Source organism: Gracilibacillus xinjiangensis (genome assembly GCF_042651765.1).
GTDB lineage: Bacteria > Bacillota > Bacilli > Bacillales > Amphibacillaceae > Gracilibacillus > Gracilibacillus xinjiangensis.
The window spans coordinates 107,416-133,097 of the sequence record NZ_JBHSDT010000004.1; the positions used below are offsets into that span (position 1 = coordinate 107,416).

Here is a 25,682-nt window from a genome sequence, read left to right on the forward strand (position 1 = left end):
CCATATCTTTTACTTTCACTATTCCATGAAAGAGTACGATACTATCATTCATCGGTGACAGTGTTTTCATTTTTGTTTCTATTTCTGTACTAAACGGTGCGTTTATTGTGAGATTGGGGATAGCATTATACGCTAGTACTGGAGGTGAATTTATTGGATAGTGCAAAGGTAGGGCGGTTAATACAAAGCCTTCGAAAAGAAAAAGAGATGACCCAACGAAATCTAGCGCTTCTTATGAATGTGAGCGAGCAAGCGATTTCCAAGTGGGAGCGTGGTATTGGGTGTCCGGATATTTCATTGTTGAGCAGCTTATCCGAGATACTAGGTGTGAATATTGAGAAAATATTGTCGGGAGAGTTACGACCGAATGATCAAGACAGTGGAAGTATGGGGCGAATGAAATGGTATTCATGTAAGGGCTGTGGTAATGTGATAACAAGTACAGGCGGAATCAATCTTTCCTGCTGTGATAGAATTCTAGAACCGCTTCAGATCAATCCGATAAACGAAGGACATAATATAACGGTTGAAGAAGTAGAGCATGATTATTACGTCACTCTGAAGCATGAGATGAGCAAAGATCACTATATCTCTTTTTTGGCTTATGTATCGATTGACAGAGTTCTTATCATCAAATTATATCCGGAACAAGATGCCGACACACGCTTCCCTAAGCTGTATGGGGGAACCCTATATTTCCATTGCACTCAGCATGGATTGTTTCAGTACGATGTGGGGAGATCTAAGGGAAGGAGGGGGCAAAAAGGTGAAAAAGGCATTACTGATCATTGATATGCAAACAATGCCTTTTGTTTGGAAAGATTATGGAGGCAAGGCCCTTTATCATGAGGAAAGACTACTCGTGAATACAAGACTTCTAATTGATAGGGCTAGGCAAGCCCAATCGCCCATATTTTATGTTTTGCACACGGAGACGACAGGGCCGCGGTCGGTTGATCAACCATTATGGGAAATAGTAGATCCGGTTGCCCCTGCGCCAGAGGATTTCTTTATTATTAAGTATCATGCAGACTCCTTTCATGAAACGGATCTTCACATGTTGCTGTGTAACAATGGGGTCAAGGGGTTGGTGATATGCGGTATTCAGACAGATTACTGTGTAGATACAACAGTGAAAAGAGCTTATTCCTATGGGTATGAAGTGGAGTTGGCTAGCGATTGTACGAGCACCTTTGATTCAGATGAGTTAACAGCCGAACAGATCATACGTCATCATCATCATTTGCTACAGCAATTCGCTTCCCTTTTGCCATCGGATCAGGTGGTATTTAAAGCTTAGATCCGCATATCAAAGGGTCACCCGCAAAGGATGGCCCTTAAAATTTGCCGTTAGAGACAGCGTGGTGAACCATACATAAGTAAAGACGGTTCTATACTTTGAAATAAAACCCTAAAAAAAGGCTAAACAAGAATAGAGAGAAGTTTATGTAACTAAAAAAAATAATTAGAAGAAAAAGATAGCTTAACTTTTAAGTAAAAAACAGGTCAACATAACGGTCGTTTGATCTCATAGAAATTATTGAAAAGTATTCTAAGTTGCGATGATGGAATCGCAAGGTGAATAATTACCTACTTTAATACTTGTCGAGGATTGAACATACCACCTATGGTTTCAAAAAAAGATAATCATAATGATAGCATAAACTTTTAACTCTTAGGTGATAGAGGCTCACATATTCCTAAAGCCTTTATCACCGTTGGTTCGTTCCGGAACTGGTTTAAATTTTTTCTTAATGGTTAAATAATTTTCTATCTCATACAATAAATGAAATAATGCAGATCGGACTTCGAACTCTTTCCGGGAACTTGGAAGCTCCATTTCCCGAAATTCCTGTGTCAATTCATCCAGCTGTTTTAAGTAAAAGATGGCGGTATTGCCCGGATGAACGGCTTTACTCAACTCCTCCATAAATTCAGCTATTTTTTGACTTTGCACGACTGTGTGATCAAGCGTAGATATCAATGGCAGCATACGTTCCATAATCTCAAACTGTTTTTCTCTCATTTTAAAATAATGATAGTAGTAATCATCATGACGAAATAAATGGTTATCACTCGCTTTCAGTGCATTTGCAAGCCCGTCATCAATTTTATTGGAAGCAGTTATGAGCTCCTCCCCGCCCCAATCCGTGATATTTCCCCGTAAATAGCGTGCATATTCATACCAGACCTTTTGAAAACATTGCTCAAGTTCTCGTTGATTGTTTCGCATTTGTTTTTCATTGCTTGGCATATATGTATTCATTAGAAGTGCCGCTCCTACCCCAATCAATAATAGCAAGATTTCATTGAGCAGAATATCGAGTGTAACTTGTTCCAGTGTGTAGAGATGGAGCATGAATACCGTGCTTGTCACAATTCCTTTTTTTGCCTTTACATACACGACTATCGGAATAAATAAAAGCAGCAATGCACATAGCACGATAACATGATAACCGAGAAATTCGAACATGACTGTCGCTAAAGCCAATCCAATAACACATGCAACGATTCTCTGCCATGAAGCTTTTAGGGAGTCTTTTTTTGTCACCGAAATACAAAGTATCGCGGTAATTCCTGCTGACACATAAAAATCAAGCTGCAGCTGCTCTGCTATGAATATGGCAAGGGCAGCACCTACAGCAGTTTTTAGTGTGCGGTAACCTATGATGTTAAACATATATTCTATTTCCTTTCCTCTTTCCATGAGATGTATTAAAGACGTACTTTTATTATAATCGAAATGGCAGAGATTAAAAAATTCGTCGAAAAATAACGTTTCATATCCGGCCACTTATGTTTCAATTTTTGTTTATAATACATCATTCCATTAAGGCATTCGTGATGTTTCATTATTTATCCGCAAAAATAACTATTGAAACGTTAAGATTGAGCAAGCAGACTCCTTTCATGAAACAGATCTTCATATGCTGCTGTCTAACAATGGGATCAAGGGGTTGGTGATATGCGGTATTCAGACAGATTACTGTGTAGATACAACAGTGAAAAGGGCTTATTCCTACGGGTATGAAGTGGAGTTGGCTAGTGATTGTACGAGCACCTTTGATTCAGATGAGTTAACAGCCGAACAGATCATACGTCATCATCATCATTTGCTACAGCAATTCGCTTCCCTTTTGCCATCGGATCAGGTGGTATTTAAAGCTTAGAACCGAATAGCGAAGGGCCGCCCGTAAAGGATGGCCCTTAAAAATTTCCATCAGAGACAGCATGGTGATCGTACCATAAGTAAATGAGGTATTCTATTAATAATGCACGATGAGGTTCTAACAGATCTTTAGGGGAATAAAACGCTTACTTCTGATGCACTAACGGGGTGTATAGGTACTGAACAACAAGTTTGAAGTCAATTTTGTCTATAGTAATCTTAACACCATAATCAGAGTGAATTATTTATATTCCATGTAAATACATGGGAGGAGGGAACAAATTGGGGAGATTATCTAACAATAAAGACTATTTATGCAAAAATTTTTGAACAAGAGTGGAAAGACTGCCCTTTTTTAATTTTTCTAATGGAATTAATTTTCCATCCATCGTTACTGCAGGTAAAGACGTCACTCCATATTCTGCTACTTTTGCTTCCATCGTACTTTTGGTATTGGGGTTACTAGCATCATAAACGTGAATAGAACATCGTGAGCAAGCATAGTCTTTCACTTTATTTTCGAGTTCACTTGAAAATTGATTGCTATCTGTAAAAATTTCAATAGTTTTGCTCATCATTATCACCCTTTTAGTTTTTTTAATACAGGACAATCTTGCTTATCCCTTGGGAAGGATTGGCTAGGCCGTGAGACTGCTAGTTCTAACAATGATTTGAAATATTCCAATCTAGAAATCTCCTCGTTAATTTCATTAATTTTTTCCATAGAGAATTCATACATTTTATCTGTTGGAAAATAGTCATCCTGTTTAATTAGTGCCAATATATGCTCGATTTCTTTTAAGGTAAAGCCAATTTCTTGAGCTCTTTTGATGAGTAATATATCATCTACAGCTGATTCTGAAAACATTCTATACCCTGAACGGTTTCTTTCTGGTTTGGAAAGAAGTCCTCTTTTTTCATAATATTTTATCGTTTCTACACTTACGTTTGCTGCTTTGGCCACCTGGCTGATTTTTAGGTTTTTCAATTCTGTCATCTCCTCCCAACAATATCGTACACCCGTTTCTATAGTACCGGGTCAAGAAAAATAATAAGTGAAAAGTTCCTTTTATATATAATTTTTCAACTTTTGTCACATTTGGCTCCTGAGCAATCTATAGAGTACTTTTGTTGCTGCGCCAATTGGAGTTGTTCGAAGTTAATACCGTACTTCATTATGACGGTCTCCTCGATGAAATTTCACTTTATTGAATAATTTTTAATAAGTTGTGCTAAACGAATCAGCCCTTTTTCTAATTGCTCTATTGAAGCATACGAATAGGAAATACGAAGGTGCTGATGATCATTAGGATCATACACACTTCCCGGGTTTAATAAAATTCCATCTCGAAGGGCTGCCTCAAATAGTTTTCTGGTGGGAAGATCTGTTTGTATTTGAAGCCAAATATAAAAACCGCCTTTTGGGGTGCTCCATGTTGCGATCTCAGAAAAGTACTTCTTTAAAATTTGAATCGTAAAGTCTCTTCTGAATTTTAATTCCTCTTTTGTTTCCTTTAAGAACTCTCCATACATCCCACTGCTAAGCCACTTGTCTACAGCATACTGTGATAAGGAGCTTGAGCCATAATCTGTTTGCATCTTTATATCTGCCAAACGTTCCATAACAGGTTCTGGTCCCACGACCCAGCCAATTCGTAATCCGGGACTTAATGTTTTGGAAACACTTCCTATATACAGAACATTTCCTTGTGTGTCATTGGCTTTCAAAGCCTTAGGTGGAGGGCAATCAAACCATAGATCCGCATAAACATCATCCTCAATGATAGGTACAGATGCTTTTTGGCAGGCCTCTACTAATTCCATTCTCCTTCTTTCAGACATTAATGTACCTGTTGGATTATGAAAAGTAGGGATTGTATAAAGCAAAGCCGCATGGTGTTGCCGCTTCAGACGTCCAATTGAATCAGATTTCATTCCTTCTTTGTCCATTGGTATACCTAACAAATTCATTCCGGCCGATTGGAATACGTGTACAGAGTTCAAATAGGAGGGGGTTTCATGCAGAATAGTTGAGCCTCTATTTAATAATCCAAGTGATATTAATTGCAGTGCTTGCAGTCCTCCGGAAACAATTAAAATCGATTCAGGGGATGCTTTTATTCCTTTTGTACTTAAATAGGCACTAACCGTTTTACGTAAAGATAGACTTCCTTTAGGCTCCGTGTACCCAAGCGATAAAGACGGTTCATTATCAGTTTGTAGTATTTGCCCCATTTTTTTGTTGGGTAACAGGTCTGGAGATAGTTCTCCAGTTCCGAGCCTGATTATATCAGGGTCTGCTTCAGCTTTATTAATTTCCTGGATGATCGATGTATTTGGCTTATGAATACCGGATTTTACATAACTTATCCAATCTGGAGGAGGAGTGGAAGCAAGCAGGCTCCATGTATTGTTAATCACCGTAGTACCGCTGCCAACCTTAGATTCTATTAGCCCATCGGCAGCCAGTTCATCAAGTGCAGTGACGATGGTACTGCGATTTACTTGAAATCGTTTAGCTAAATTTCTTTGTGGCGGTATTTTGGTACCAATTGTCCATTCACCGTTTATTATTTTCTTTTTCATAAAATCATATATTTGCTGATGTAAAGGAACAGGTGAATTTTTTTGCGGCTCCCATTCTAATTCGGACATACCGATACCTCCAACCATTTTTTTCAATTATAACAAAATGGTTGGATAGATTGCCATCCAATTGGTTGGAGACATAATGGTCATCCTTCGCTATTCTAGAGAAGAAGAGGGAGGAGTCATCGTGGAAGCATTATTTCATGGAATGTTATTGGCATTTGGATTAATCTTGCCTTTAGGGGTTCAAAATGTCTTTATATTTAATCAAGGAGCAACACACCATAAATTCACCAATGCTTTACCTGCCATTATTACCGCAGGGGTTTGTGATACGATACTGATTTATTTAGCTGTGGCAGGGGTGTCCGTGATTGTTTTTAGTTTGGAAGGCTTGAAGGTTTTTTTATTTCTAGCAGGATTCTTTTTCTTAGCCTATATGGGATGGGTTATGTGGAAAAGTACACCTGAAATAAATGCTTACTCAGATCAAAACCGTTTTTCTGCACGACGTCAGGTTACTTTTGCCGCATCAGTCTCATTACTTAATCCTCATGCTATTATGGATACAATTGGAGTTATCGGAACGAGTTCATTGGCTTATACAGGATATGAGAAATGGGTATTTACCGTGGCTTGTATAATGATATCCTGGATCTGGTTCTTTTTCTTAGCGGTTATTGGAGGGAAGATCGGTCAAATCGATAATAATGGTAGGTTTTTAGGACGTATGAATCAAGTTTCCGCAATAATTATATGGATTATGGCTATTTATATGGGATATCAACTGTATTTATTAGTGAAGTAACATAAACGTTAGGTGCTGCCACAAATGGGATGTGAAGAGTATAAGCGTACAACTGCAGCTTAGAAACTACCTCTAAGCTGCTTTTCTACGTGGTGTCACCTGATGAATGTTCATAAATCCTAGTTAATTGTAAAACATAATAATAAAGGAGGTATGCAGAATAATCGTAAGATAATGAAAAAGCAGCTAAAAAAGTTATGTGGTACAGGATTATGGATACTATTAATAAAAGTGCTGAAGTAATGAATCATCATGACGAAGATGTTCGAAGAAAGGGATATGAATAAAATGGCCAATAAAAATAGAATTCTTGTTCCGGAAGCTAGAGAAGGATTAGATCAATTAAAAGCAAAAATAGCTAATACAGAAGATCCACAGAAGGCAAAATTTGAAGTAGCAAAAGAGCAACAGGTATCACTTAATCAAGGATATAATGGGAATATAAAAGCGAAAGATGCTGGAAAAATAGGTGGGCATCTGGGGGGTAATATGGTCAAGGAATTAGTCAAGATGGGGCAACAGCAGCTTGAACAAAATCGTAAAGATTCTCACTAAACTAAACAGGGAAGATTGGCAACAGTTGTGCCAATCTTCCCCTTGGTTGCTCATTTCATTAACATATCTTCTAAAAATTTATTATTCAAAGAAGCGTCATGGGGAGTATCAACAGCTTCTTTAAGTGCCACATTAAATTCTGCCCCTGTTTGTTTCACATTTAAAAAGCTGGACTTATTGTTCTGGAGAAGCTGGCGATTAATCCATCATTTTTTTTAGTTTTGGATTAGCTTCTTCACGAGTCTTTATACGTATTAGCTGCGGAAGGGATCGTTAATTTTAACAGTATGTTTTCCTCATCAGATTATTGAATCAATTGGCTGAGTATCCTCGCTTTTAGTCATAATATCATTTTGAGAAGTCCACTTCCCTTTGCAATTTTTGAATAAGTTCCTGGAAATATCGAAAGGGATTGCTTACCCATAGATGACGATGATAGACAAAGTATATTTGTCTTTCTAAATCTTGATTTTGAAATTCTATATAATTTAAGTGCTTCTCGTTTTCTATTAATCGTTTTGAAATTAATGCTACTGCTTTCCCATAGGATAGCATTTTAATGATCGTCGAAACCGAATCAAGATGGATCATCTCCATTTGTAATCTTTGCTCTTGTAACCATGTTTTGGAGAAATGGCCTGTTGAACTGGATAGTCTGTGTACGAGAAGCGTTTGATTGAATATATCTTCTTCTTCTATCGCCTCTTTCAAAGCAAAAGGGTGGTTTTGACTACTGAAGGCGAGAACAATTTTGTCCTTTGTTATAGGCACATAAACAAGATCGGGTTCTATATTGCCTGTTTCCATGATTAAACCACAATCAAGCTCCTGTGACAGGAGCCTTTTTTCAATTTCAGGGGCTGTTTTCACATCAAGTGAGACTTTGATGCGGGGATAACGTTCTGCAAGCTGATGAATCAGTTCTGGCATGAAAAGATGGGCGGGTACTCCACTTGCGCCTAACTTAATCGCGCCATTTTTGCCATTCTTATAATCTTCTACACTTTTTTCGAGTGCTTGATTAATCTGAATTAATTGTTTCGCATAGTGATAGAGCATTTCTCCGCCATCTGTTAGCCGGTATCCTCCAGCATTGGTGCGAAACAGTCTGATACCATAATCTTCTTCCAACGATTTAATATGAAACGAAACGGTAGGTGTAGATAATCCAAGTTTATTTGCCGTGTCGGTCATTTTTCTTGTTTTCACTAATGTCATAAATACGTGCAATTTTTGTATATTCACTTTATCCCCCTAAAGCATTTTAGATATTATCTAACTAATTATCGATTTTATCAGATTTATTTTAATTTATTGTTAACAGTTAGTTAATATTCTCTAAACAATTCTTCTCTACACTTATAAGGGAGGAGAGGATAGTATGATCATTCGCTTAAAAGGCATTGAAAAGAAATATGGCAATGTACAAGCTGTTAAGCCGATAGATTTAACGATAGAAGAAAACTTTGTGACGATTCTTGGACAATCAGGTTGTGGCAAAACGACTCTATTAAAAATGCTAGCTGGACTGACAGAACCTACAGCTGGTGAGATTTTCTTCGATGATCAGTTAATCTTTTCTAAGACAAAGGGCATCAATGTAAAGCCGAATAAGCGAGAAATTGCGATGGTATTTCAAGACTTTGGGTTATGGCCGCACATGACAGTCTTTGAAAATGTTGCATTTGGCCTTCGAGGAAAAGTCTCAAAAGCAAAACGAACGAATATTGTTCATGAAGCCTTAAAAAAGGTCAAGCTTGAAACGAAAGCTGCTATGAGACCTGGTGAATTATCAGGCGGGCAGCAACAACGTGTCGCCTTGGCTCGTGCGATTGCGATTAATCCGAAACTGATCCTATTTGATGAAGCGCTTAGTGCTCTTGATGCAGTCTTACGGGAAGAAATGCGAGAAGAGATCTTGACCATTGTTCAGTCTATCGGTTCACAAGCTATATTTGTCACCCATGACCAAACAGAAGCAATGGCCATGTCAGACAGCATGATTATTATGGATACGGGAGAGGTTGTTCAAACAGGCTCACCTGAAACAATCTATCATACTCCAGCTAATCCATTCGTAGCTAACTTTATTGGCAAAACCAACTGGATAAAGGACAAAGAGATGATGATTCGTCCTGAGCATGTACATCTTTATCCAGACAGCGATACGACCTACAGAACAGGAGTAATTCAGAAGAGCATGTATGAAGGGGACCGTTATGTTATTTTCGTAGAGACGGATGGTCAAATCTGGAAATTCTATGATCAGCATCCCCATGAAAAAGGAGCAAGCATTACGTTTTATATGAAAGAAAATACCATTCATTCTTTAATCAAACAGGAGGCATATTGATGAAAAAATTAAAACAAACAGCAATCGCAGGAATTGTCACTTCAGCATTACTATTAAGTGCGTGTGGAGCGCAGTCTAATGAAGCATCTGGTTCGGAGGAAAGCTTATCATCTGACGGCAATACCCTTACTGTCTACTCAGCGGGTCCTGGCGGTTTGGCAGAGAATATCCAAGAGGCATTCGAAGAAGAAACAGGCATTGAAATTGAAATGTTCCAAAGTACAACAGGTAAAATCCTTTCTCGCTTAGAGGCCGAAGCAAATAACCCTGTAGCAGACGTGGTTGTACTTGCTTCCGTTCCATCGATGGAAGGTTTAAAATCCGAAGGCAAACTGCAAGCATATGAATCAAGTAATGATGACTTGGTTAATCCTGAATGGAGCGATCCGGATAAGTTTTATTATAGCTACAGTGCCGCTGCCTTGGGTGTTGCCTATAATACCAATCAAATAGACTCACTGAATGCAGATTGGAACGAATTCAGTAAACCTGAATGGAAAGGACGTGTTGCTATGCCTGATCCAACTTCTTCTGGATCAGCGGTCGATTTTCTTTATGGCTTAACAAATGCAAATGAGGACGGCTGGGATACAATCCAAAGCTGGATGGACAATGACTTGTTGATTGCTGGAGCTAACAAAGAAGCATTAAACTCTGTGATTACAGGTGATAATGATGTGGTGGTGTCCGCTGTCGATTATATGGCGTATAAAGCAAAAGATAGTGGCGAGCCAGTGGATATTTATTATCCGGAAAGCGGAACAGTAATTAGCCCTCGTGCTGCCGCTATCCTTGCAGACGCAGCAAATGTAGAGAGTGCTCAGAAATATATTGACTTCTTATTATCTGATACAGCACAACAATTAGTCGCAGATGCCTATATTTTACCTGCTAATGAATCGATTGCATTAAATAATCGTGCTGCTTTAAGTGATATTCCAACACTTCCGTTGGATTTAGAAGATATCGAACAAAAGCAAATCGAAACATTAGATACCTTTAATTCAATGGATTAAGGATATAAGCACAGCTCTTGGATTGACAACACTTATGGAGGAAAACGTATGATAGTACGCAGGTACGCCCCTTTTACAGTTTTATTTATAATACTTAGCATTTTAGCTGTAGCACCCCTTCTGGCGGTGCTCGGCTACACTTTTTTTGAAAATGGCAATTTGTCATTTGAATCGGTACGCCTGGTTTTAGAAAATAATAGTATCATCCAAACGATGCAAAATTCCCTGTTACTTGGTCTTTATGTTATTGCTTTAACAACATGTATTGCATTGCCATTGGCGATTATTCGAACGAAAACCTTTCTTGTCAAAAGTGATTGGCTGGATATCGTGTTTATTATTCCTTTTATGACACCGCCATATATCGGTTCTATGGGTTGGATCCTCTTTATGCAGCATAATGGCTATTATCAGCAACTATTTGGTGCAGAAGCTCCTTTTACATTTTTTAGTGTGGCAGGAATGGTCTTTATCATGAGCATGCATCTTTATCCTTTTCTTTACTTAATGCTGAAAAACGCCTTAATAAGAATGGATGGTTCATTCCAGGATGCAACCATGATTTATGGTAACCATCCGGTATGGAACTGGATTCGTGTGGTGCTGCCCTTGTTGATTTCGAGCTATGTGATGGCAGCTTTATTAGTGTTCATTAAAACATTGGCCGAATTCGGTACACCAGCCACCTTTGGAAAAAGAATAGGATATGATGTATTTACGACAGAAATTCATGCGTATTTATCGCGTTGGCCCATTAACATTTCTGCCGCTACCAGTTTGTCTCTTGTACTGTTAAGTGTATGTATGATCGTCTGGTATCTTCAAAATGTGATTAGCCGTAAATATGCGTATGGTACCCTTTCAGGAAAATCAGCTAGTTCCAGTCAAACGAAGGAGTCGCTGCTTATTCGTCTCGTTTCTAGTAGCTATGTGTTGATCATTTTAGTTCTTTCGATCGGTATCCCTTACTTTTCAATTATTGCAACGTCCCTGTTAAAAATAAGAGGGGAAGCATTGAGTTTGGCTAATCTAACATTTCAGCATTATAGTGAACTTTTTACGGTCGGTTCATCAAGCTTTTCTGCCCTGACAAATAGCATTAGCTTTGCTTTTATTGCCTCTACGGTGGCAGCAGTAATTGGATTTAGCGCTGCCTTGTATATCAGGGATGCTAAGACGAAGCCCCAGCAGTTACTGGATTTTGTGAGTTTGTTATCTAATATTATTCCTGGCATTGTCTTTGTCGTTGGTCTTATTTTATTTTGGAATGCAGGATGGCTGCCAGCAACGATCTATAATACGAACTGGATGCCGATTGTTACATATATTGTTCTGTTCTTGCCATATTCCGTGCAGTATACAAAGTCAGCATTGTCACAGCTCCATCCATCCATACAGCAATCAAATGCAGTATTTGCTCAAAATTACTGGATGATAGTAATAAGAGTATGGCTGCCGCTATTAGGACAAGGAATTTTAGCAGGCTGGATGATGACCTTTATTATCTCGATGCGTGAACTAGTTGGTTCCTTACTTATTCTTCCTCCTGCTATTGAAACGAGTGCCACCTATATTTATAGTCAGTTTGAACAAGGTGATGTTTCAAAAGGGATGGCAATGGCGGTCATTACCGTACTGCTTACGGTGATTTGTATTTTCCTAATTGAATTACTGCAACGAAAGGCTTCCTATACAAACGAATGATTCAGGTTGAGGCCCTTGGAGGAATAGGAGAATATGGACGCAATTGCTTTATCGTAACGGACCAACTAAACAAAACAAAAATTATGCTGGACTGTGGTGTAAGAAACGGCAATCCAGAAGTATACCCAAATATTACGGAGGAAATAGCGGTATCTCTTCAAGCTGTCTTTATCTCCCATGTGCATAATGATCATATTGGCGCATTGCCACTTTTAGCGGCGAAAGGTTTTACAGGAGAAGTTTGGATGAGTGAAGGTAGCTATCATCAATTGTCTAACATTATCCCGCAATGGGAAAAGAAATGGCCAGTTAACCTTATTCATTCCTTGCGTTTTTGTTTTTTCGATAACAGTACTAGGGGCAAAAAGATACCTATTACCAACCACTTATCTATCATTTGGGGTTATAGCGGACATATGCTCGGAAGCGTCTGGTATAGCCTGTTATTAGGAAAGCAGACTATGTTTTATTCGGGAGATATCGCTTTGTCCTCCCCCTTGTTGGTGACAGACACACCACCTGCGCTTTCGTATGATGTGGCATTGCTGGATAGTGGCCATGCTGCTCACGCAATGCCTTATGAGAAAAGTATAACCAATCTCTTACGAGTACTAAATGATCCAACCGTGAGGTATCGAATTCCAATTACGATTTCAGGTAAAGCGTGTGATCTCTTTTACTTCTTGTTTAAAGCTATACCAGAGGGTAATTTTTTGCTCGATCCTTTATTATGGGAGCATCTCCAAGCATATCTAATCGCCCAGGATAACATGTGTAAAGAAAAAGCAGGGGAATTGGAAGAGATTTTAAAAAGTGATCGCCTATCAATATATGATGGAACAAAGACAGCGGGAATATATCTGTTAACGAGTCATGTTGGCGATTTTAAAGAAGTGAATACAGGTGATTATATAAATGAGCAGTCTCCTTTTTACAAATCACATCCTGATAGCTCTGACTTGAAGAAGCTTTTGCATACTATAGATGCTAAAAAATATATTTTTTTTCATAGTACAGAAAGTGATTTGGAAATTATTTCAGCAATGCTTTTAGCTGAAAAAGATGATAGTAAAGAATTAAAAACATAGTTAAAATTAGCGAAGAGAATGAGAAAATCATTTACAGGAAGCTCCCATGGAGGGGGCTTCCACGTAATAAGTTTAGTAATAACCTGCTAAACAAAGTGCTTCTTAAGAGATTACTAACAAAGGTAATTTAGCATAGCTATCCTGAATGGATGCATGTAGAACAGAGGTGGAGTAGAATCTTCCTCTTTTTTTGTGCCTTCCGTTCTTTTTTAAAAATTTACTTTAGGATAGATTCCTCTTATTCACAAACAATAACCTGCCTGGAGAAAAGCGCTTTTTTGCCCTTATTAGCAACACATCGATCGACTATCGTAAAACCAGTCGACAAAATCATCTCATCCATGTCTTCAATGGTAAGAATCACCACTCTGTCCGCTATTCTTTTCGCATGCTTAATGATAGTGAATTGCTCTTCCTGAGTAACCTTAGAATAAAGGTTATAAGGCATATCAATGATTGCCACATCATAATGGCCTTCTTCCTCGGCAATATCTTTTACTTTCACTATTCCGTCATAGTTAAAATAGGTGATATTTTCTCTGGACCCTTTAACTACTAAGGGATTGCGGTCAGAGCCAACAATATCGATTCCCATGGAGAGTGCTTCGACAAGTACCGTACCTATTCCGCAGCAAGGATCGATGACGCGGACTCCTGATGGGTCTGGAACTGCGATATTGACAACGGCTCTGGCCAAGCGTGTGCTGATTGCTGTCGAGTATTCCTGCGGTTTCTTCATATGATGCAACCATACAGACTCGTTTTCCTGGTAAGTGCCGAAATACCATTGCCCTTTATATGGTACAATACCGAAAAGGATATCAGGGTTTTTCATTTTCGCCTTTCCGTTGACATTCCAGCCAATCTCTTTTTCAATCATCCGCTGTTCATCAAATTCTATTTTCTGTTCACTAGAAAGGTCATTTATTTTTATGTAAAGTACCTTAAAGGTTTGGTCACTAAGCCTCAACTGGTGAACTTTTTCAGCGATTGCCTGAATAGATTCGCCTTTGAAAAGAACCGAGAGTTGCCCCTTTATAAACGGGCTCCGGCTTGGATCAATATTTTTGGTGCTTTTTATAATATTATCGGATTCTTCTCCGAAGAGAGCTCTTTGCTCCAATGCACAGAGAGACTTTTCTTCGAGAGCATGTGTGTAGGTGTACAGGTATTCTGATGGGTGCAAGTTAAGTTTTGTCATATTTGGTTATTGGCCTTTCTTTGATAACAAATCAAATATTATTAAACCCATTATACCTTATAAAATCCCTATAACGGCAAATGAGTAATTGATTAAATGAAAATATGATGACATAACCAACAAATCGATGTAATCTTTTTATAGAACAACATTCTTAAGGCATTACCAAGTGTGCCCTTTGGAAACAACAGATTGGAGGAATGTAAATGAGTGAAATATTAAAGAAATATATGTCCCGATTTACTTCACTACAAGAAGAAGAACAGCAAAAAATTATTGATCGTTTACATATTGTTGAGGTGAAGAAGGGGACAGACCTGCTTAGACAGGGTGATACTCCCACCAAGTGTTATTTCGTCTTGCAGGGATGTATCAGACAGTATTCACTGGACCAAATGGGAAAAGAAACGACATCCAATTTCTACACAGAGGAACAAGCTATTTCTCTGTTCAATCATGATAAAGAGGCAACCTTTTCTGCCTACACCTTAACCTGTGTAGAAGATTCCATTCTGGTCATCGGTGATTTAGATGAAGAAGAGGAAATGTTTAATGAGTACAATCAGTTAGAAACGATGACTAGAAAAATGTTGGAGGAAGCATTTGGTCAAGCTCAGGATAATTTTGCAACCTTCATCTCTTTATCACCAGAGGAACGCTATCTATCCATCTTAGTGAAGCGGCCTACATTAATTCAACGAGTGCCCCAACATCAATTGGCAAGTTATCTAGGAATGACACCCGAATCTTTAAGTAGAATTAGAAAGCGTGTCAATAATCGTACCAGTTAGGTGTTAGGATATTAAGACCTTCCCTCCTTTGAATAATAACCATAATCCGAATCCTAATTCTCCTATAATCATTGGCAGAGTAAATATATATTCAAGAATGGGAATGACCCCATCCAGTTCTGGTAAAAAGGTTATACACAGCTGGATGACTATATAACCTAGTGAAGCAATAAGTAATAGAATGCTAATAATTTTCGGTATGACAGACGATTGAAGCACAATGTAACCAACGATTAGTAAATGAAAGCCAAAAATAATCAACCCAAAGTTCCACACGGCATCAAAAGTATTTAAATAGAACAATGTGTGGAGCGGTGTTTGCTCATCACCTATTAAGCCTGTACTACTTGTTAAAAGCTGCACCATTAATAAATGCAGAATTGCAATGGCTAATATAGCCGTATAAATTAACCGAAACCATGCACCGACTAAGGAAAGGGATTTATCAATTGGTCTTAGTATAATATAAAACCCCCAGGAAACCACTATATCCGTAATAAGGATTACCAGCCAACAAGCAATTCCAATTTTAAAAAGGACTGGAGAAGCTGCGATAAGTTGATAGGTTGTATCAGGATCCTCTTGTACGATAAGTCTTTCATTCACAACCCCCGTGGCGAAAAATGCAGCACAAGCCATCATTAGTAAAGATAGTCCAGTGATAAGAGTTACTATCCGCTGGTTTTTAAGTTCACTCGTCACCATTTTTAACATCCTCCTTCATTAACCTGTTTCTTGTATTTTATTTGCTTATGAAAAGTCACGCATTGATTTAAGTCAATGAGCATTCATAAAAATAATAATAAAAAAGAAAACACATTTTTTAGGTGGATGGGTTGGAGGGTAAAATATGGATCAGCTGATGATCTGAAGATTATTAAGTACGAATAAATATTATAATACCCTATGGTTGAATTGAAATGGGGTAACCAGCGTTAGCAGGATTTGTCAGGAAAGACAATAGCACGAATCCATCTTATAAAGTATGAAAGAAACTGATTAAAGGTAATTGGTAGAAACCAAATTACGTCCAAATAACATATTTGCTCTATTCATAGAGAAAAGGGAATGATAAATAAATCATTCCTTTTTTATTTTCAAAAACCCCACTATAAATATACATTTTAGAGACCCATTTTCAAATTTGTGTAAAAGGAACCAAATTAATGTGTTCAAATGCCGCATATCTCGCTATACTAGTATTTAATGAAACGACAAGAAGACCGCAATTACCTTATTGTAAATGAATACAAGGATTATACAGAAAAAAGGAGTCAGCAAGATGACAGGTTTTATATTAAGTTGTGAAACGGTGAAAAGCGGGACATTACCGCCGATTTCTCTAAGTTTAAATGAATCATATACGACTGCCATTTATAGTGACACAGATATGCAGACTGAATTGATCGATGGAATTCTCCATAATGGAGATATCACCGTGTTTAATCGGAAGGAAGGATTATATGATCGTTTGACAGTAATGGATAATGTCACTTTCTATCATAAATGGTTCGGTTGTTCCATCCCATTGCCTGAAATTCTCGTCAGCTTTGAACTGCAGACGTGTGCCAAAAAGCCTTTAAGAAAATGCTCACAGTCAGAAATGGCACGAGTATACTATGCAAAGTATTTTATGATGGATACACATCCGATGGTATTCCAGGAACCGATTCATGGTGTAGATATCAAAACGATTAATACCTTTATCAATATGCTAAAAAAAATAACAGACAACAAAACGCCGGCGCTTATTTTAGTATCTAATATGGAACATGCTCTGCTTTTGAGCGATGTCGCCTATAAGCTGCAGGAAAAAGGACTGCAGGAAATGGAAGTGGATACCGGTGAAAAGGATGAGATTACACCTGAGGCCGAACCTGCTTCTACTTTATCTACAGCAAAGTTATTCAAGATCCCTGCAAAAATAGAGGATAAAGTCATTTTATTCGATCCGATGGAAATTGATTATATTGAAAGCCAGGATGGAAAAGCAAGCATTGTGATTAATCATGAATCGTTTTCACTTGATTCGACGTTGGCTGAAATAGAAAAGAAATTAGAAGTATATGGGTTTTACCGTTGCCACAGATCCTACATAGTCAATTTACAAAAAGTACGAGAAATCATTACATGGTCGAAAAATACATATTCACTTAGAATGGATAATCCAGTCAAGTCAACGATTCCGTTATCACGGACAAAAATACAAGGTATTCAGGATATGTTTAACCTGAAATAGGTACCATTCGGCTTTTATGTGCACTCAACCATTGTTTGAAAGGATTCATTCGAGAAAAAACAGGTACATTTCAGTCTTTATTTAGTACATCTCACCTTGATTTTACTGCATACACAGATCATCTGGTATACGATAAGCTCAGAACATTAAAGGAGGAGTTCAATTGGAACAGGCAATTAAAGTTACTGGGCTTAGAAAGGTATTTGGTAAACATACGGCCATTGAAGATATCAGTTTCGATGTAAAGCCAGGAGAAATTTTTGGTCTGCTTGGACCAAGTGGTTCAGGTAAAACTACAACTATAAAAATCTTAACAGGTGAGCTTGGACAATCAGCAGGGGAAGTAAGTGTATTAGATACAAATGCTGGATCATTTGGAACGGCTGATTTTAAATCCAGAATTGGAATTTTATCTGATAATAGTTCATTGTATGAACGTCTTACTGTATATGATAATTTGAAATTGTTTTGTAAGTTGTATGATGCCCCACTGGAACGAATTGATGTCATGCTGGATGAAGTAAATTTAAAAGAGGCACGCAGCAAAGTAGTGTCAAAATTGTCAAAAGGAATGAAGCAGCGTGTTCTGCTGGCAAAAGCACTTATTCACCAGCCTGAACTCGTATTTTTAGATGAACCTACTTCCGCTTTAGACCCGGGAAATGCAGCACATATCCAACGTGGGCTACAGAAACTGAATGAAGCTGGAACAACGATTTTTATAACGACACACGATATGGAGGAAGCAACCGAATTGTGTGATCGGGTAGCCTTTTTAAACAATGGGAAAATTCAGGAGCTGGGCAGCCCGGATGCGCTTCGTTATAAATATTCGACACATGCCTTTCATGTGGAAACATTTAGCAGTGAGTGGCTGGTAATTGAAAATAAGGCAGAGAATGCAGATAAAATAAGGGATTTAATTGCCAGTGGGCAAGTAAAAGCCATTCATTCGGATAATCCCACACTTGGGCAGATATTTTTAAAAGTAACCGGGAAGGAGCTTGTATAATGAACACACAGCGTATAGGTGCCATTTTTGAAAAAGACTTTAAAGATTTTATGAAGAATATGATGCTTTTGACGATGCCGACCATTCCTATTATACTATCGTTAATTTACAGTCGTCTGGGCGGGGATGAAGGACTGCCGGCTCCGATGCTATATTTGATTGTCGGTGTCACTTTTTCTTCTGTAACAGCAAGCTGCATGATGACAATGATGGCGGAGGAAAATGAAAAAAAGACATTACGTGGGCTGATGATGTCACCGGCCTCTTTTATGGATATTATTATTGGTAAAAGCCTTGTGGTTGGACTTATGACTCTCATAGCATTAACGCTCTCTCTGTTGTTCGTCGGCATCGAGCCATTTCTGAAAGTACAGATCATCCTAGGCTTAATTCAATTATTTCTATTCTTTTTATTCCTGGGTATTGGAATTGGGTTATTCACAAAGTCAATTGCTGCCACGTCTGCCTATCTAATGCCTGTTATGTTTTTATTTGGATTCACCCCAATGATTGGTTTTCTTGGTCTTGGAGAGGACAATATCGCGATTAAAATAGCAGATCTCTTCCCACTTATGCAGTTAATCAACATGCATGAAACGAAATCCTGGATGCCAATGGGAGTTTTGGCAATATGGACTCTGGCTGCAGCAATCTTCACATATATCTGCTTCAAAAAGGAAAAAACGGATGACTGAGTGGAAGAGCGGATTCTCTTTGTAAATGGAAAAATATGAATCGCTCCTGCTTTTTCAAGGATCCAGTTATGTCGTGCCAGTGATTAAAAATGCAACTGCATATTAATTAAGTGATGAATATTATTATAAAAGGCGATTCTTCCAGACGAAGGTCGCCTTCTTGATAAATGAAAAGTTATATGTTGATGTCTAATTTCTATATTTTTTCACTTGATGGGAATTTCCATTGGTAAAGGCGTCTTGGTAAAATTCGTGGAAACTGCTTTCAAATATCATCTTCATTGGATTCTTAAAAAAAGCAGCTCAGAGACTGGTTCCAAGCTGCTTTCATTTCCTTCACATATTCTATTGTCTTAAAGCTGATGAACCAATGCCACTCTTGCTTACAGTCGTTTTTCTTTTTAAAGAAAAGACTGCACAGAGCAATGAAATAATGACAAGAGCACCGCCAAACCATGCTGAATAGGAAACAGTCCCAGTTTGTTTTAATACGATTCCGCCAAATGCTGACCCGACAGCAATACCAATTTGCAATGCAGAATTATTAAAGCTTTGTTGAATATCAGACGTCTCAGGATCTGTTTCAATCAGATAGCTCTGCTGTGGCGGAGCCAGACTCCAGCTCAGAGCCGCCCAAATCATCATAACAGGGATAAATACAATAAGTGAAAAAGTAGTCATTGGTAAGACGAACAGCACAACAGCAAATGAAACAATAACAGCAATAATGCTTTTATGTGTTCCAATTGAATCGGAGAGCGTTCCACCAAATGCGCCACCACTTACAGCTGCAATTCCGAACAATAGATAACAAAGACTGATCCAGTTAGAACTAAGCTGCAGTTCTGATTCCAAAAATGGAGTAAAGTACCCATAAAGCGTATAATGGCCTGCGAGCATAAACAGTGTGGCAAGATGTGCACTGCCTATTTTAAAGCTGCTCACTGCCTTTAATTGCTGGGAAAGTGGTGTCGTATTTTCACCGGGAATTTTTTCAAGAAAGATGGATATTAAAATAAAGGAACCGACGGATAAAACAGCAATCCCAAGAAAAATGATACGCCAGCCAAAGTTTTCGGAGATCAGAATTCCCAGTGGCACCCCCATGACAAGCGATGAACTAATCCCCATATAAATAAGACCAAGAGCTTTTGCCCGATGTGCTGGTGAAACAATTTTTGCAGCAATAGTCAATGACAATACAACAATAAGTGCTGTACTCATTGCTGTTAAAACTCTCGCAATCATCATAAAAGTAAAATTTGGACTGAAATATGTCATGATATTCCCGATAAAGAAAACAAACAAGGAAATCAGGTATATTTTTTTTCGCTCCAACTTACTAGTTATAACGAGTAGAACAGGACCGGCAACTGCATAGATAAGTGCGAAAATCGTAATAAGTTGTCCGGCAGAGCTAATAGATATGTTTAAATCATTCGCAATATTTGGGAGTATTCCGCCAATAATTAATTCTACCAATCCTACTGCAATGGTTGATAATGCCAATATAAAAACTCTTATATTCAATTGTTATATTACACCCTTTCTGAAAGTTAAAAATAAAAAATCCTGATTACAGAAAATGAACGGTTCATTTTTCTGTAATCAGGATTTTAAGGTTCCTGGTAGAGACCCTCAGCCATATTCTGAGGTTATACAGGTAATATTAGTTTATAGAGTAAAGCACTTTGAATATTCTACTACCTGCTATCCTTTTTTTCAAGTACTATTTTTATCAGAGACGATAAGCATCCTTTTCTGATTAAGGATAGAAAAAACAAAAAGATTGTTGTTATAATTAATTGTTTATGTTGATTAGAACACTCGTGCACTACACTGAAATAAAGTTAAAGTGAAATGGTTTCCCTGTGTTATTAAATACATTCATTAGAGTGAAGCTAGAAAAAAGAACAGGAAATGAGGGGAAAATGTGGATATTAAAACAAAAGTTCAAGACCAGTTTGGAAAAACGGCAGGGGATTACGTGTTAAGTGAACTTCACCGAAATGGAACCGACCTCCCATTCATTGTGAAGATGGCAGATTTAACAGGTGAAGAGAAAGTTCTCGACGTTGCGACGGGGGGCGGACATACGGCCAATGCCCTTGCTCCTTTTGCAAAAGAAGTGACAGCTTTTGATTTAACAAAGAAAATGTTAGCAGCCGCTGAACAGTTTATCGTGTCTAATGGGCACAAAAATGTAGCATTTGTTCAAGGTGATGCGGAAAAGCTGCCATTTGCTGATGAATCATTTGATATTGTCACATGCCGTATTGCCCCTCATCATTTTCCGGACATTGATTCCTTTATAGCCGAAGTTTACCGTGTGTTAAAACATGAAGGGCGGTTCCTGTTAGATGATAATGTGGCGCCGGAAAATAAAGAGTGGGATCAATTTTACAATACGATTGAAAAGAGACGGGATCCAAGCCATCATAGAGCATGGAAAAAGTCTGAATGGTTGCAGAAAATTGAACGGAACGGATTTGAAGTTAGTGAGTGGATCGGCTTTCGCAAAACCTTTGTTTTTGAAAGCTGGTTCAACCGTATGAAGCAGCCTGAAGAAGAAAAAAAGGCATTAAACAGTTATATTATCAAAGCAGGTCCTGATATCCATAAAAAATTCCGTGTAAAAGTAAACCACGGGACCGTTGAATCCTTTGAAGGGGAAGCGATATTGTTGAAAGCAGTTAAATACTAGAAGTTACGGGTGAAGGCAGACAAATGTGTTCACCTTTTTATGTATGTTCAATTTCACTCACTATTCACTCATGGAGTAAATAAATAAAATCAGAACAGCATTGCCACTCCGCCATGTTTTAATTCCCTCTAAAGGGGAATTTTTTAATGTATCAAAAACTATCTTGCAGGAGGGGAGATGAAATGCACGCAGCGGCTGAAATTACCTATCATTTGCGGATTGTCCAGGGACTGGCGGAACGGGTGCTGGACAGAATGCCTGTATGGGAAAATGCGATGGAGGAGAGATATGTACTGCTCCTTAAGGAGAAAAAGGAAGCGATTCAGATTATATTGGACGAACTCAAGAAGAATCCTGTCATGAATGACGAGATTCATAAAAACCTGAATATTGTATATAAAGGCGATGAGGCAGGAAAGCTTCTGTTTGAGCAATGGAAACGGGTTGCTGAGCAAAATAATTATGTGAACAAAGATGAGCTGGGTCAGCTGGAAGATTACTTTGAAGAAATGAAGAAGGAATTAACGAAAGCGGTAACACATTTATATGAATTTGCCGGTGGATGGGAAAAAACCCGATTTATTGTACCCGCATTATACCGGGATTAGGGCAGAAAGGAGAATAAATATGGATCATAGAAATGTAATGCATGAACAATCGTTAGCAGATAATGTAACTGTCGATAGATGGGTGCACAGTACATGTAATCTGTGTTCTATTGGCTGCGGGACAGAAATAGCCGTAAAGGATAATAAAATAATTGGTATTGGCGGAATTGACGACCATCCAATAAATAAGGGGAGACTTGATCCGAAAGCTAAACATCAATGGATTCCCAATAACAGCAAGGACCGGCTTTTCACACCAATGATTCGAAATGATCAAGGAGAACTTGAACCAGCCAGCTGGGATGAGGCGATGGATCTGATTGTCCGTAAATCCAAAGAAGTATTGAAAAATAAAGGCGGAGATGGTGTTGCCATCTATTCGACTGGACAAGGTTTTCTGGAAGACTATTATACTATTGGCAAGATTGGAAGAGCTGGCATGAAAACACACCTCTTGGATGCCAATACTCGTTTATGTACTGCAACAACAGAATGGTGCCTGATTGAATCATTCGGATCAGATGGTGTTCCGGTTTCGTTTGATGACGTGGACGAAGCTGACACCATTATGCTGTTTGGTCATAATATCGCTGAGACAGGGACCGTTTTATGGGACAGAATTCTAAGCCGCAAAAAGACTACAGGGAAACCATACTTAATTGTAGTAGATCCGCGCAAGACACCCACAGCCAAAGAGGCTGATCTTCACCTTGATTTAAATCCTGGAACAAATCTCGCATTACTTAATTCTATACAGAAGGAACTAATTAAAAATGATTGGGTCGACCATGTCTTCATTAACAATCACACGATCCATCTGGATGAACTTAAACAGGAGATTTATAAATGGACAATAGGTAAAGCAAGTCAGATCACTGGATTATCGGAAGAAGAAATTGCCCTTGCTGCCGAGAAGCTGGGCAAGACGGAAACCCTTGTGACCACAACATTGCAGGGGGCATATCAGTCAAGCGACGCAACGGCAACTTGTCTGGCCATCAATAATATCCACTTGATGCGTGGGTTGATTGGGAAACCAGGCTGTGGGCCGTTGCATATGGCGGGACAGCCGAGTTCTTCAGGAAACAGGACGGTAGGTGGTGTTGGAACATATCCCGGAAACCGAAATCCTAACAATCCAAAGCATATTCAGGAAATAGCTGAACATTGGAATGTAGAGGAAGAGGATTTAGAAATCGGTCCTAATAAGGGTATCATCAAGCAGCTTGAATTAATGGAAAAGGGGCAGATACAATTTTTCTGGAATATCCATACAAACCCGCTCGTCTCACTGCCAAACCAGGAGCGGGCACGAAAGGCACTTGAGAAGCCCTTCGTTGTTGTCCAAGATCCATTCTTAACGGAAACAACTGAAGTGGCAGATGTGGTTCTTCCACCTGCTATGTGGGGAGAAAAGGAAGGAACGATGGAGAATGCCGATCGGACGATAAACGTGCTCCGCAAAGCAATTGATCCGCCGAATGGTGTAAAAACAGATTTCGAAATACTGGTGGAATACGCCAGAAGAATGGAATTCAAGGATAGAGACGGGAACCCGCTGGTATCCTACTCTACACCCGAAGAGGCTTTTGAAGAATGGAAGAAGGTTTCCGCAGGTCGTCCATGTGATATGACCGGAATGACATATGATCGGCTGGAAAAAGAGAACGGACTCCGCTGGCCTTGTACTTCTGATAATCCTGAAGGGAAAACCCGTTTATATGAGGATCATCACTTCCATACGGCAGTGGATTATTGCCAAAACTATGGCAAGGACCCTTATACAGGCAGACCATTGTCGAGAGAAGAATATGAAGAGACACAGCCGGACGGGCGGGCGATGTTTAATGTTACCCGTTTTGGCGGGCCAACTGAAAAGCCCAGGGATGAGTATCCGTTCTGGTTAAATACAGGCAGACTTATCTGGCATTGGCATACCCGTACCAAGACGGGAAGAATTCCAGAGATGGAAGAGAAAGCTCCCCAGGCCTTTGTTGAAATAAATGCAGAAGATGCGAGAAATCTTTCAATCGAGGATGGGGAAAAGGTTCGAATTGTTTCCCCGAGGGGCAAGGTCGAGGTGCCGGCAAAAGTAGGAGATATCATGAATAAAGGGGAAGTCTTTGTCCCGTTCCATTACGGGAATTTTGAAGGAGAAGAAAACTCTAACAAGATGACAATGGATGAAGTCGATCCGCTTTCCCATCAGCCAGTGCTAAAGCATTCAAGCTGCCGGCTGGAAAAGATAAATCATACTGTTTAAATAAACGAGCTGCAGTGACTATAGAAAGACGGGCATGCATCAGTCTTTGCGGAGGCGAACAAAACTTGCTGTATTGATTTAGGGGGATATTCTTATCCATAAGAAGCGATGCTTTTTGAAGTACCGCTTCTTTTATGGTTGCCCAGCTGGAAATAGGAGGCAAGCAGAAATGCAGGGTGTAAAACGAATAGAAGGCGAACGTATTCTATCGCCGATTAATCAGATGCCTTATGTGAGCTGATCATACTGTTTTCAGACAGCTCGCGCTGAAGAATGGTCTTCAGCGCAGCAATCTCTTCAAGATTTAAATCTTTCCAGCAACAGAGAGATGATTTTCATCGTTTCCTCAACAGATTCTGCCACATTTGGCCTATGTGCAATCCATAGAGTAGCTTCATTTAGCGCACCTGAGAGGATATGTGTTAACGCATCAATAGATACCGATTCAAAGTACCCTTGTTGCTGCATCAATTGCAGTTGTTCGTATAATAGCTGCATAGAGCCTTGTTCATCCATGCTTCGCCAAGTTTCCCATCCAAGCACTGATGGTCCATCTATAAGCATGATTCGTTTATTTTTTGGTTCGACAGCGGTGGTAACAAAAGCACGGCATCCAAGAATTAGCTGGTCCCATACATCCTTGCTCTTGCCTGACTCAGCTTCAACCTTTTCCGCAACCTCGCTCTGAACAGATTCTAGTACAGCGAGAAAGAGCCCTTTTTTACTCCCAAAATGGTGATAAACTGCTCCTCTTGTTAATCTAGCTTCCTTAACTATTTCATCCAGCACAGTAGCTGAGTAGCCATGCTCGGCAAAATGCTTTCTAGCTATTTTTTTGAGCTGGCTAATTGTTTCGTTCGTTTCTTCCTTACTTCTTTTCATGAAAA

At 38.9% G+C, this 25,682-nt stretch carries 25 protein-coding genes and 1 riboswitch; of the genes, 16 read left to right on the forward strand and 9 right to left on the reverse strand.

What is annotated here, in order from left to right; translation table 11 throughout:
- The first annotated feature begins 153 nt into the window (after window positions 1-153).
- Together ACFOY7_RS04835 and ACFOY7_RS04840 are read left to right on the forward strand one after the other, a co-directional pair.
- Window positions 154-792: a helix-turn-helix domain-containing protein gene (locus ACFOY7_RS04835; RefSeq protein WP_390249944.1), complete on the forward strand. Its 639-nt coding sequence runs from the start codon at window positions 154-156 to the stop codon at window positions 790-792.
- Entirely contained in the window at window positions 767-1,300 is a 534-nt protein-coding gene (locus ACFOY7_RS04840; protein WP_390249946.1) for a cysteine hydrolase family protein, read from the forward strand. Before ACFOY7_RS04835 ends, ACFOY7_RS04840 begins: the two co-directional genes overlap by 26 nt.
- 390 nt (window positions 1,301-1,690) lie before the next feature.
- Here ACFOY7_RS04840 and ACFOY7_RS04845 read toward each other — a convergent pair whose 3' ends face one another.
- Complete coding sequence (locus ACFOY7_RS04845) at window positions 1,691-2,680, reverse strand: aromatic acid exporter family protein (RefSeq protein WP_390249948.1); 990 nt, start codon at window positions 2,678-2,680, stop codon at window positions 1,691-1,693.
- A 208-nt stretch (window positions 2,681-2,888) separates the two neighbouring features.
- Between ACFOY7_RS04845 and ACFOY7_RS04850 the strand changes: the two genes are divergently transcribed.
- Window positions 2,889-3,170, forward strand: a complete 282-nt coding sequence (locus tag ACFOY7_RS04850; RefSeq protein WP_390252044.1) for an isochorismatase family protein — start codon at window positions 2,889-2,891, stop codon at window positions 3,168-3,170.
- A gap of 307 nt (window positions 3,171-3,477) precedes the next feature.
- On the opposite strand, the gene ACFOY7_RS04855 is transcribed toward ACFOY7_RS04850, so the two are convergent.
- The 3 genes from ACFOY7_RS04855 to pdxR all read right to left on the reverse strand — a co-directional run bounded on the left by ACFOY7_RS04855 (window position 3,478) and on the right by pdxR (window position 5,824).
- On the reverse strand, window positions 3,478-3,744 hold the full coding sequence (locus ACFOY7_RS04855; RefSeq protein ID WP_390249950.1) for a hypothetical protein: 267 nt from the start codon (window positions 3,742-3,744) through the stop codon (window positions 3,478-3,480).
- Window positions 3,745-3,749: 5 nt separating this feature from the next.
- Entirely contained in the window at window positions 3,750-4,157 is a 408-nt protein-coding gene (locus ACFOY7_RS04860; protein ID WP_390249952.1) for a MerR family transcriptional regulator, read from the reverse strand.
- A 212-nt stretch (window positions 4,158-4,369) separates the two neighbouring features.
- Entirely contained in the window at window positions 4,370-5,824 is a 1,455-nt protein-coding gene (gene pdxR / locus ACFOY7_RS04865) for a MocR-like pyridoxine biosynthesis transcription factor PdxR (protein ID WP_390249954.1), read from the reverse strand.
- A 121-nt stretch (window positions 5,825-5,945) separates the two neighbouring features.
- Between pdxR and ACFOY7_RS04870 the strand changes: the two genes are divergently transcribed.
- Entirely contained in the window at window positions 5,946-6,566 is a 621-nt protein-coding gene (locus tag ACFOY7_RS04870) for a LysE/ArgO family amino acid transporter (protein WP_390249956.1), read from the forward strand.
- Window positions 6,567-6,854: 288 nt separating this feature from the next.
- Window positions 6,855-7,121: a small, acid-soluble spore protein, alpha/beta type gene (locus ACFOY7_RS04875; protein ID WP_390252045.1), complete on the forward strand. Its 267-nt coding sequence runs from the start codon at window positions 6,855-6,857 to the stop codon at window positions 7,119-7,121.
- 348 nt (window positions 7,122-7,469) lie between these two features.
- On the opposite strand, the gene ACFOY7_RS04880 is transcribed toward ACFOY7_RS04875, so the two are convergent.
- Window positions 7,470-8,366, reverse strand: a complete 897-nt coding sequence (locus tag ACFOY7_RS04880) for a LysR family transcriptional regulator (protein ID WP_390249958.1) — start codon at window positions 8,364-8,366, stop codon at window positions 7,470-7,472.
- A 136-nt stretch (window positions 8,367-8,502) separates the two neighbouring features.
- On the opposite strand from ACFOY7_RS04880, the gene ACFOY7_RS04885 reads away from it, so the two are divergent.
- The 4 genes from ACFOY7_RS04885 to ACFOY7_RS04900 are packed head-to-tail and all read left to right on the forward strand — an operon-like array spanning window position 8,503 to window position 13,282.
- A complete protein-coding gene (locus ACFOY7_RS04885) occupies window positions 8,503-9,474 on the forward strand; it encodes an ABC transporter ATP-binding protein (RefSeq protein WP_390249960.1) in 972 nt (323 codons plus the stop codon).
- A complete protein-coding gene (locus ACFOY7_RS04890) occupies window positions 9,474-10,490 on the forward strand; it encodes an ABC transporter substrate-binding protein (protein ID WP_390249962.1) in 1,017 nt (338 codons plus the stop codon). The genes ACFOY7_RS04885 and ACFOY7_RS04890 overlap by 1 nt, the downstream gene beginning before the upstream one ends.
- Before the next feature lie 48 nt (window positions 10,491-10,538).
- The gene (locus ACFOY7_RS04895; RefSeq protein ID WP_390249964.1) at window positions 10,539-12,194 is read left to right on the forward strand and encodes an ABC transporter permease; all 1,656 of its coding nucleotides are present in this window, start codon (window positions 10,539-10,541) and stop codon (window positions 12,192-12,194) included.
- The gene (locus ACFOY7_RS04900; RefSeq protein WP_390249966.1) at window positions 12,191-13,282 is read left to right on the forward strand and encodes an MBL fold metallo-hydrolase; all 1,092 of its coding nucleotides are present in this window, start codon (window positions 12,191-12,193) and stop codon (window positions 13,280-13,282) included. The genes ACFOY7_RS04895 and ACFOY7_RS04900 overlap by 4 nt, the downstream gene beginning before the upstream one ends.
- Before the next feature lie 238 nt (window positions 13,283-13,520).
- Here the strand turns inward: ACFOY7_RS04900 and ACFOY7_RS04905 are convergent, their stop codons facing one another.
- On the reverse strand, window positions 13,521-14,252 hold the full coding sequence (locus ACFOY7_RS04905) for a TRM11 family SAM-dependent methyltransferase (RefSeq protein WP_390249968.1): 732 nt from the start codon (window positions 14,250-14,252) through the stop codon (window positions 13,521-13,523).
- A 437-nt stretch (window positions 14,253-14,689) separates the two neighbouring features.
- Between ACFOY7_RS04905 and ACFOY7_RS04910 the strand changes: the two genes are divergently transcribed.
- Window positions 14,690-15,274 carry a Crp/Fnr family transcriptional regulator gene (locus ACFOY7_RS04910; protein ID WP_390249970.1) on the forward strand — a complete coding sequence of 195 codons (585 nt, stop codon included), beginning with the start codon at window positions 14,690-14,692 and terminating at the stop codon, window positions 15,272-15,274.
- 3 nt (window positions 15,275-15,277) lie between these two features.
- Here ACFOY7_RS04910 and ACFOY7_RS04915 read toward each other — a convergent pair whose 3' ends face one another.
- Window positions 15,278-15,979, reverse strand: a complete 702-nt coding sequence (locus ACFOY7_RS04915; RefSeq protein ID WP_390249972.1) for a DUF4386 domain-containing protein — start codon at window positions 15,977-15,979, stop codon at window positions 15,278-15,280.
- Window positions 15,980-16,556: 577 nt separating this feature from the next.
- On the opposite strand from ACFOY7_RS04915, the gene ACFOY7_RS04920 reads away from it, so the two are divergent.
- The 3 genes from ACFOY7_RS04920 (at window position 16,557) to ACFOY7_RS04930 (ending at window position 19,220) form a co-directional block, all read left to right on the forward strand.
- Entirely contained in the window at window positions 16,557-17,513 is a 957-nt protein-coding gene (locus tag ACFOY7_RS04920) for a LytTR family transcriptional regulator DNA-binding domain-containing protein (RefSeq protein WP_390249974.1), read from the forward strand.
- Between the two features lie 163 nt (window positions 17,514-17,676).
- Window positions 17,677-18,525 carry an ABC transporter ATP-binding protein gene (locus ACFOY7_RS04925; RefSeq protein WP_390249976.1) on the forward strand — a complete coding sequence of 283 codons (849 nt, stop codon included), beginning with the start codon at window positions 17,677-17,679 and terminating at the stop codon, window positions 18,523-18,525.
- Window positions 18,525-19,220, forward strand: coding sequence for an ABC transporter permease (locus ACFOY7_RS04930; RefSeq protein ID WP_390249978.1), 696 nt, complete (start codon window positions 18,525-18,527; stop codon window positions 19,218-19,220). The genes ACFOY7_RS04925 and ACFOY7_RS04930 overlap by 1 nt, the downstream gene beginning before the upstream one ends.
- A 345-nt stretch (window positions 19,221-19,565) precedes the next feature.
- On the opposite strand, the gene ACFOY7_RS04935 is transcribed toward ACFOY7_RS04930, so the two are convergent.
- Window positions 19,566-20,750, reverse strand: coding sequence for an MFS transporter (locus ACFOY7_RS04935; protein WP_390249980.1), 1,185 nt, complete (start codon window positions 20,748-20,750; stop codon window positions 19,566-19,568).
- A 55-nt stretch (window positions 20,751-20,805) separates the two neighbouring features.
- Window positions 20,806-20,903, reverse strand: a riboswitch (purine riboswitch).
- A 250-nt stretch (window positions 20,904-21,153) separates the two neighbouring features.
- Here ACFOY7_RS04935 and ACFOY7_RS04940 point away from each other — a divergent pair.
- The 3 genes from ACFOY7_RS04940 to ACFOY7_RS04950 all read left to right on the forward strand — a co-directional run bounded on the left by ACFOY7_RS04940 (window position 21,154) and on the right by ACFOY7_RS04950 (window position 24,795).
- Window positions 21,154-21,924 carry a class I SAM-dependent methyltransferase gene (locus ACFOY7_RS04940; protein WP_390249982.1) on the forward strand — a complete coding sequence of 257 codons (771 nt, stop codon included), beginning with the start codon at window positions 21,154-21,156 and terminating at the stop codon, window positions 21,922-21,924.
- A 182-nt stretch (window positions 21,925-22,106) separates the two neighbouring features.
- Window positions 22,107-22,532: a hypothetical protein gene (locus ACFOY7_RS04945; RefSeq protein ID WP_390249984.1), complete on the forward strand. Its 426-nt coding sequence runs from the start codon at window positions 22,107-22,109 to the stop codon at window positions 22,530-22,532.
- A 19-nt stretch (window positions 22,533-22,551) separates the two neighbouring features.
- Window positions 22,552-24,795: a molybdopterin oxidoreductase family protein gene (locus ACFOY7_RS04950; RefSeq protein ID WP_390249985.1), complete on the forward strand. Its 2,244-nt coding sequence runs from the start codon at window positions 22,552-22,554 to the stop codon at window positions 24,793-24,795.
- Between the two features lie 297 nt (window positions 24,796-25,092).
- Here the strand turns inward: ACFOY7_RS04950 and ACFOY7_RS04955 are convergent, their stop codons facing one another.
- Window positions 25,093-25,677 carry a TetR/AcrR family transcriptional regulator gene (locus ACFOY7_RS04955; RefSeq protein WP_390249987.1) on the reverse strand — a complete coding sequence of 195 codons (585 nt, stop codon included), beginning with the start codon at window positions 25,675-25,677 and terminating at the stop codon, window positions 25,093-25,095.
- Window positions 25,678-25,682: the final 5 nt, after the last annotated feature.

What these genes read in the sequence shown, in the direction of transcription:
- ACFOY7_RS04950 (WP_390249985.1), top strand. Translation starts at nt 22,552, where the DNA reads ATGGATCATAGAAATGTAATGCATGAACAATCGTTAGCAGATAATGTA.
- ACFOY7_RS04915 (WP_390249972.1), bottom strand. Translation starts at nt 15,979, where the DNA reads ATGGTGACGAGTGAACTTAAAAACCAGCGGATAGTAACTCTTATCACT.
- ACFOY7_RS04885 (WP_390249960.1), top strand. Translation starts at nt 8,503, where the DNA reads ATGATCATTCGCTTAAAAGGCATTGAAAAGAAATATGGCAATGTACAA.
- ACFOY7_RS04930 (WP_390249978.1), top strand. Translation starts at nt 18,525, where the DNA reads ATGAACACACAGCGTATAGGTGCCATTTTTGAAAAAGACTTTAAAGAT.
- ACFOY7_RS04910 (WP_390249970.1), top strand. Translation starts at nt 14,690, where the DNA reads ATGAGTGAAATATTAAAGAAATATATGTCCCGATTTACTTCACTACAA.
- ACFOY7_RS04890 (WP_390249962.1), top strand. Translation starts at nt 9,474, where the DNA reads ATGAAAAAATTAAAACAAACAGCAATCGCAGGAATTGTCACTTCAGCA.
- ACFOY7_RS04855 (WP_390249950.1), bottom strand. Translation starts at nt 3,744, where the DNA reads ATGAGCAAAACTATTGAAATTTTTACAGATAGCAATCAATTTTCAAGT.
- ACFOY7_RS04895 (WP_390249964.1), top strand. Translation starts at nt 10,539, where the DNA reads ATGATAGTACGCAGGTACGCCCCTTTTACAGTTTTATTTATAATACTT.
- ACFOY7_RS04875 (WP_390252045.1), top strand. Translation starts at nt 6,855, where the DNA reads ATGGCCAATAAAAATAGAATTCTTGTTCCGGAAGCTAGAGAAGGATTA.
- ACFOY7_RS04955 (WP_390249987.1), bottom strand. Translation starts at nt 25,677, where the DNA reads ATGAAAAGAAGTAAGGAAGAAACGAACGAAACAATTAGCCAGCTCAAA.
- ACFOY7_RS04945 (WP_390249984.1), top strand. Translation starts at nt 22,107, where the DNA reads ATGCACGCAGCGGCTGAAATTACCTATCATTTGCGGATTGTCCAGGGA.
- ACFOY7_RS04845 (WP_390249948.1), bottom strand. Translation starts at nt 2,680, where the DNA reads ATGTTTAACATCATAGGTTACCGCACACTAAAAACTGCTGTAGGTGCT.
- ACFOY7_RS04900 (WP_390249966.1), top strand. Translation starts at nt 12,191, where the DNA reads ATGATTCAGGTTGAGGCCCTTGGAGGAATAGGAGAATATGGACGCAAT.
- ACFOY7_RS04920 (WP_390249974.1), top strand. Translation starts at nt 16,557, where the DNA reads ATGACAGGTTTTATATTAAGTTGTGAAACGGTGAAAAGCGGGACATTA.
- pdxR (WP_390249954.1), bottom strand. Translation starts at nt 5,824, where the DNA reads ATGTCCGAATTAGAATGGGAGCCGCAAAAAAATTCACCTGTTCCTTTA.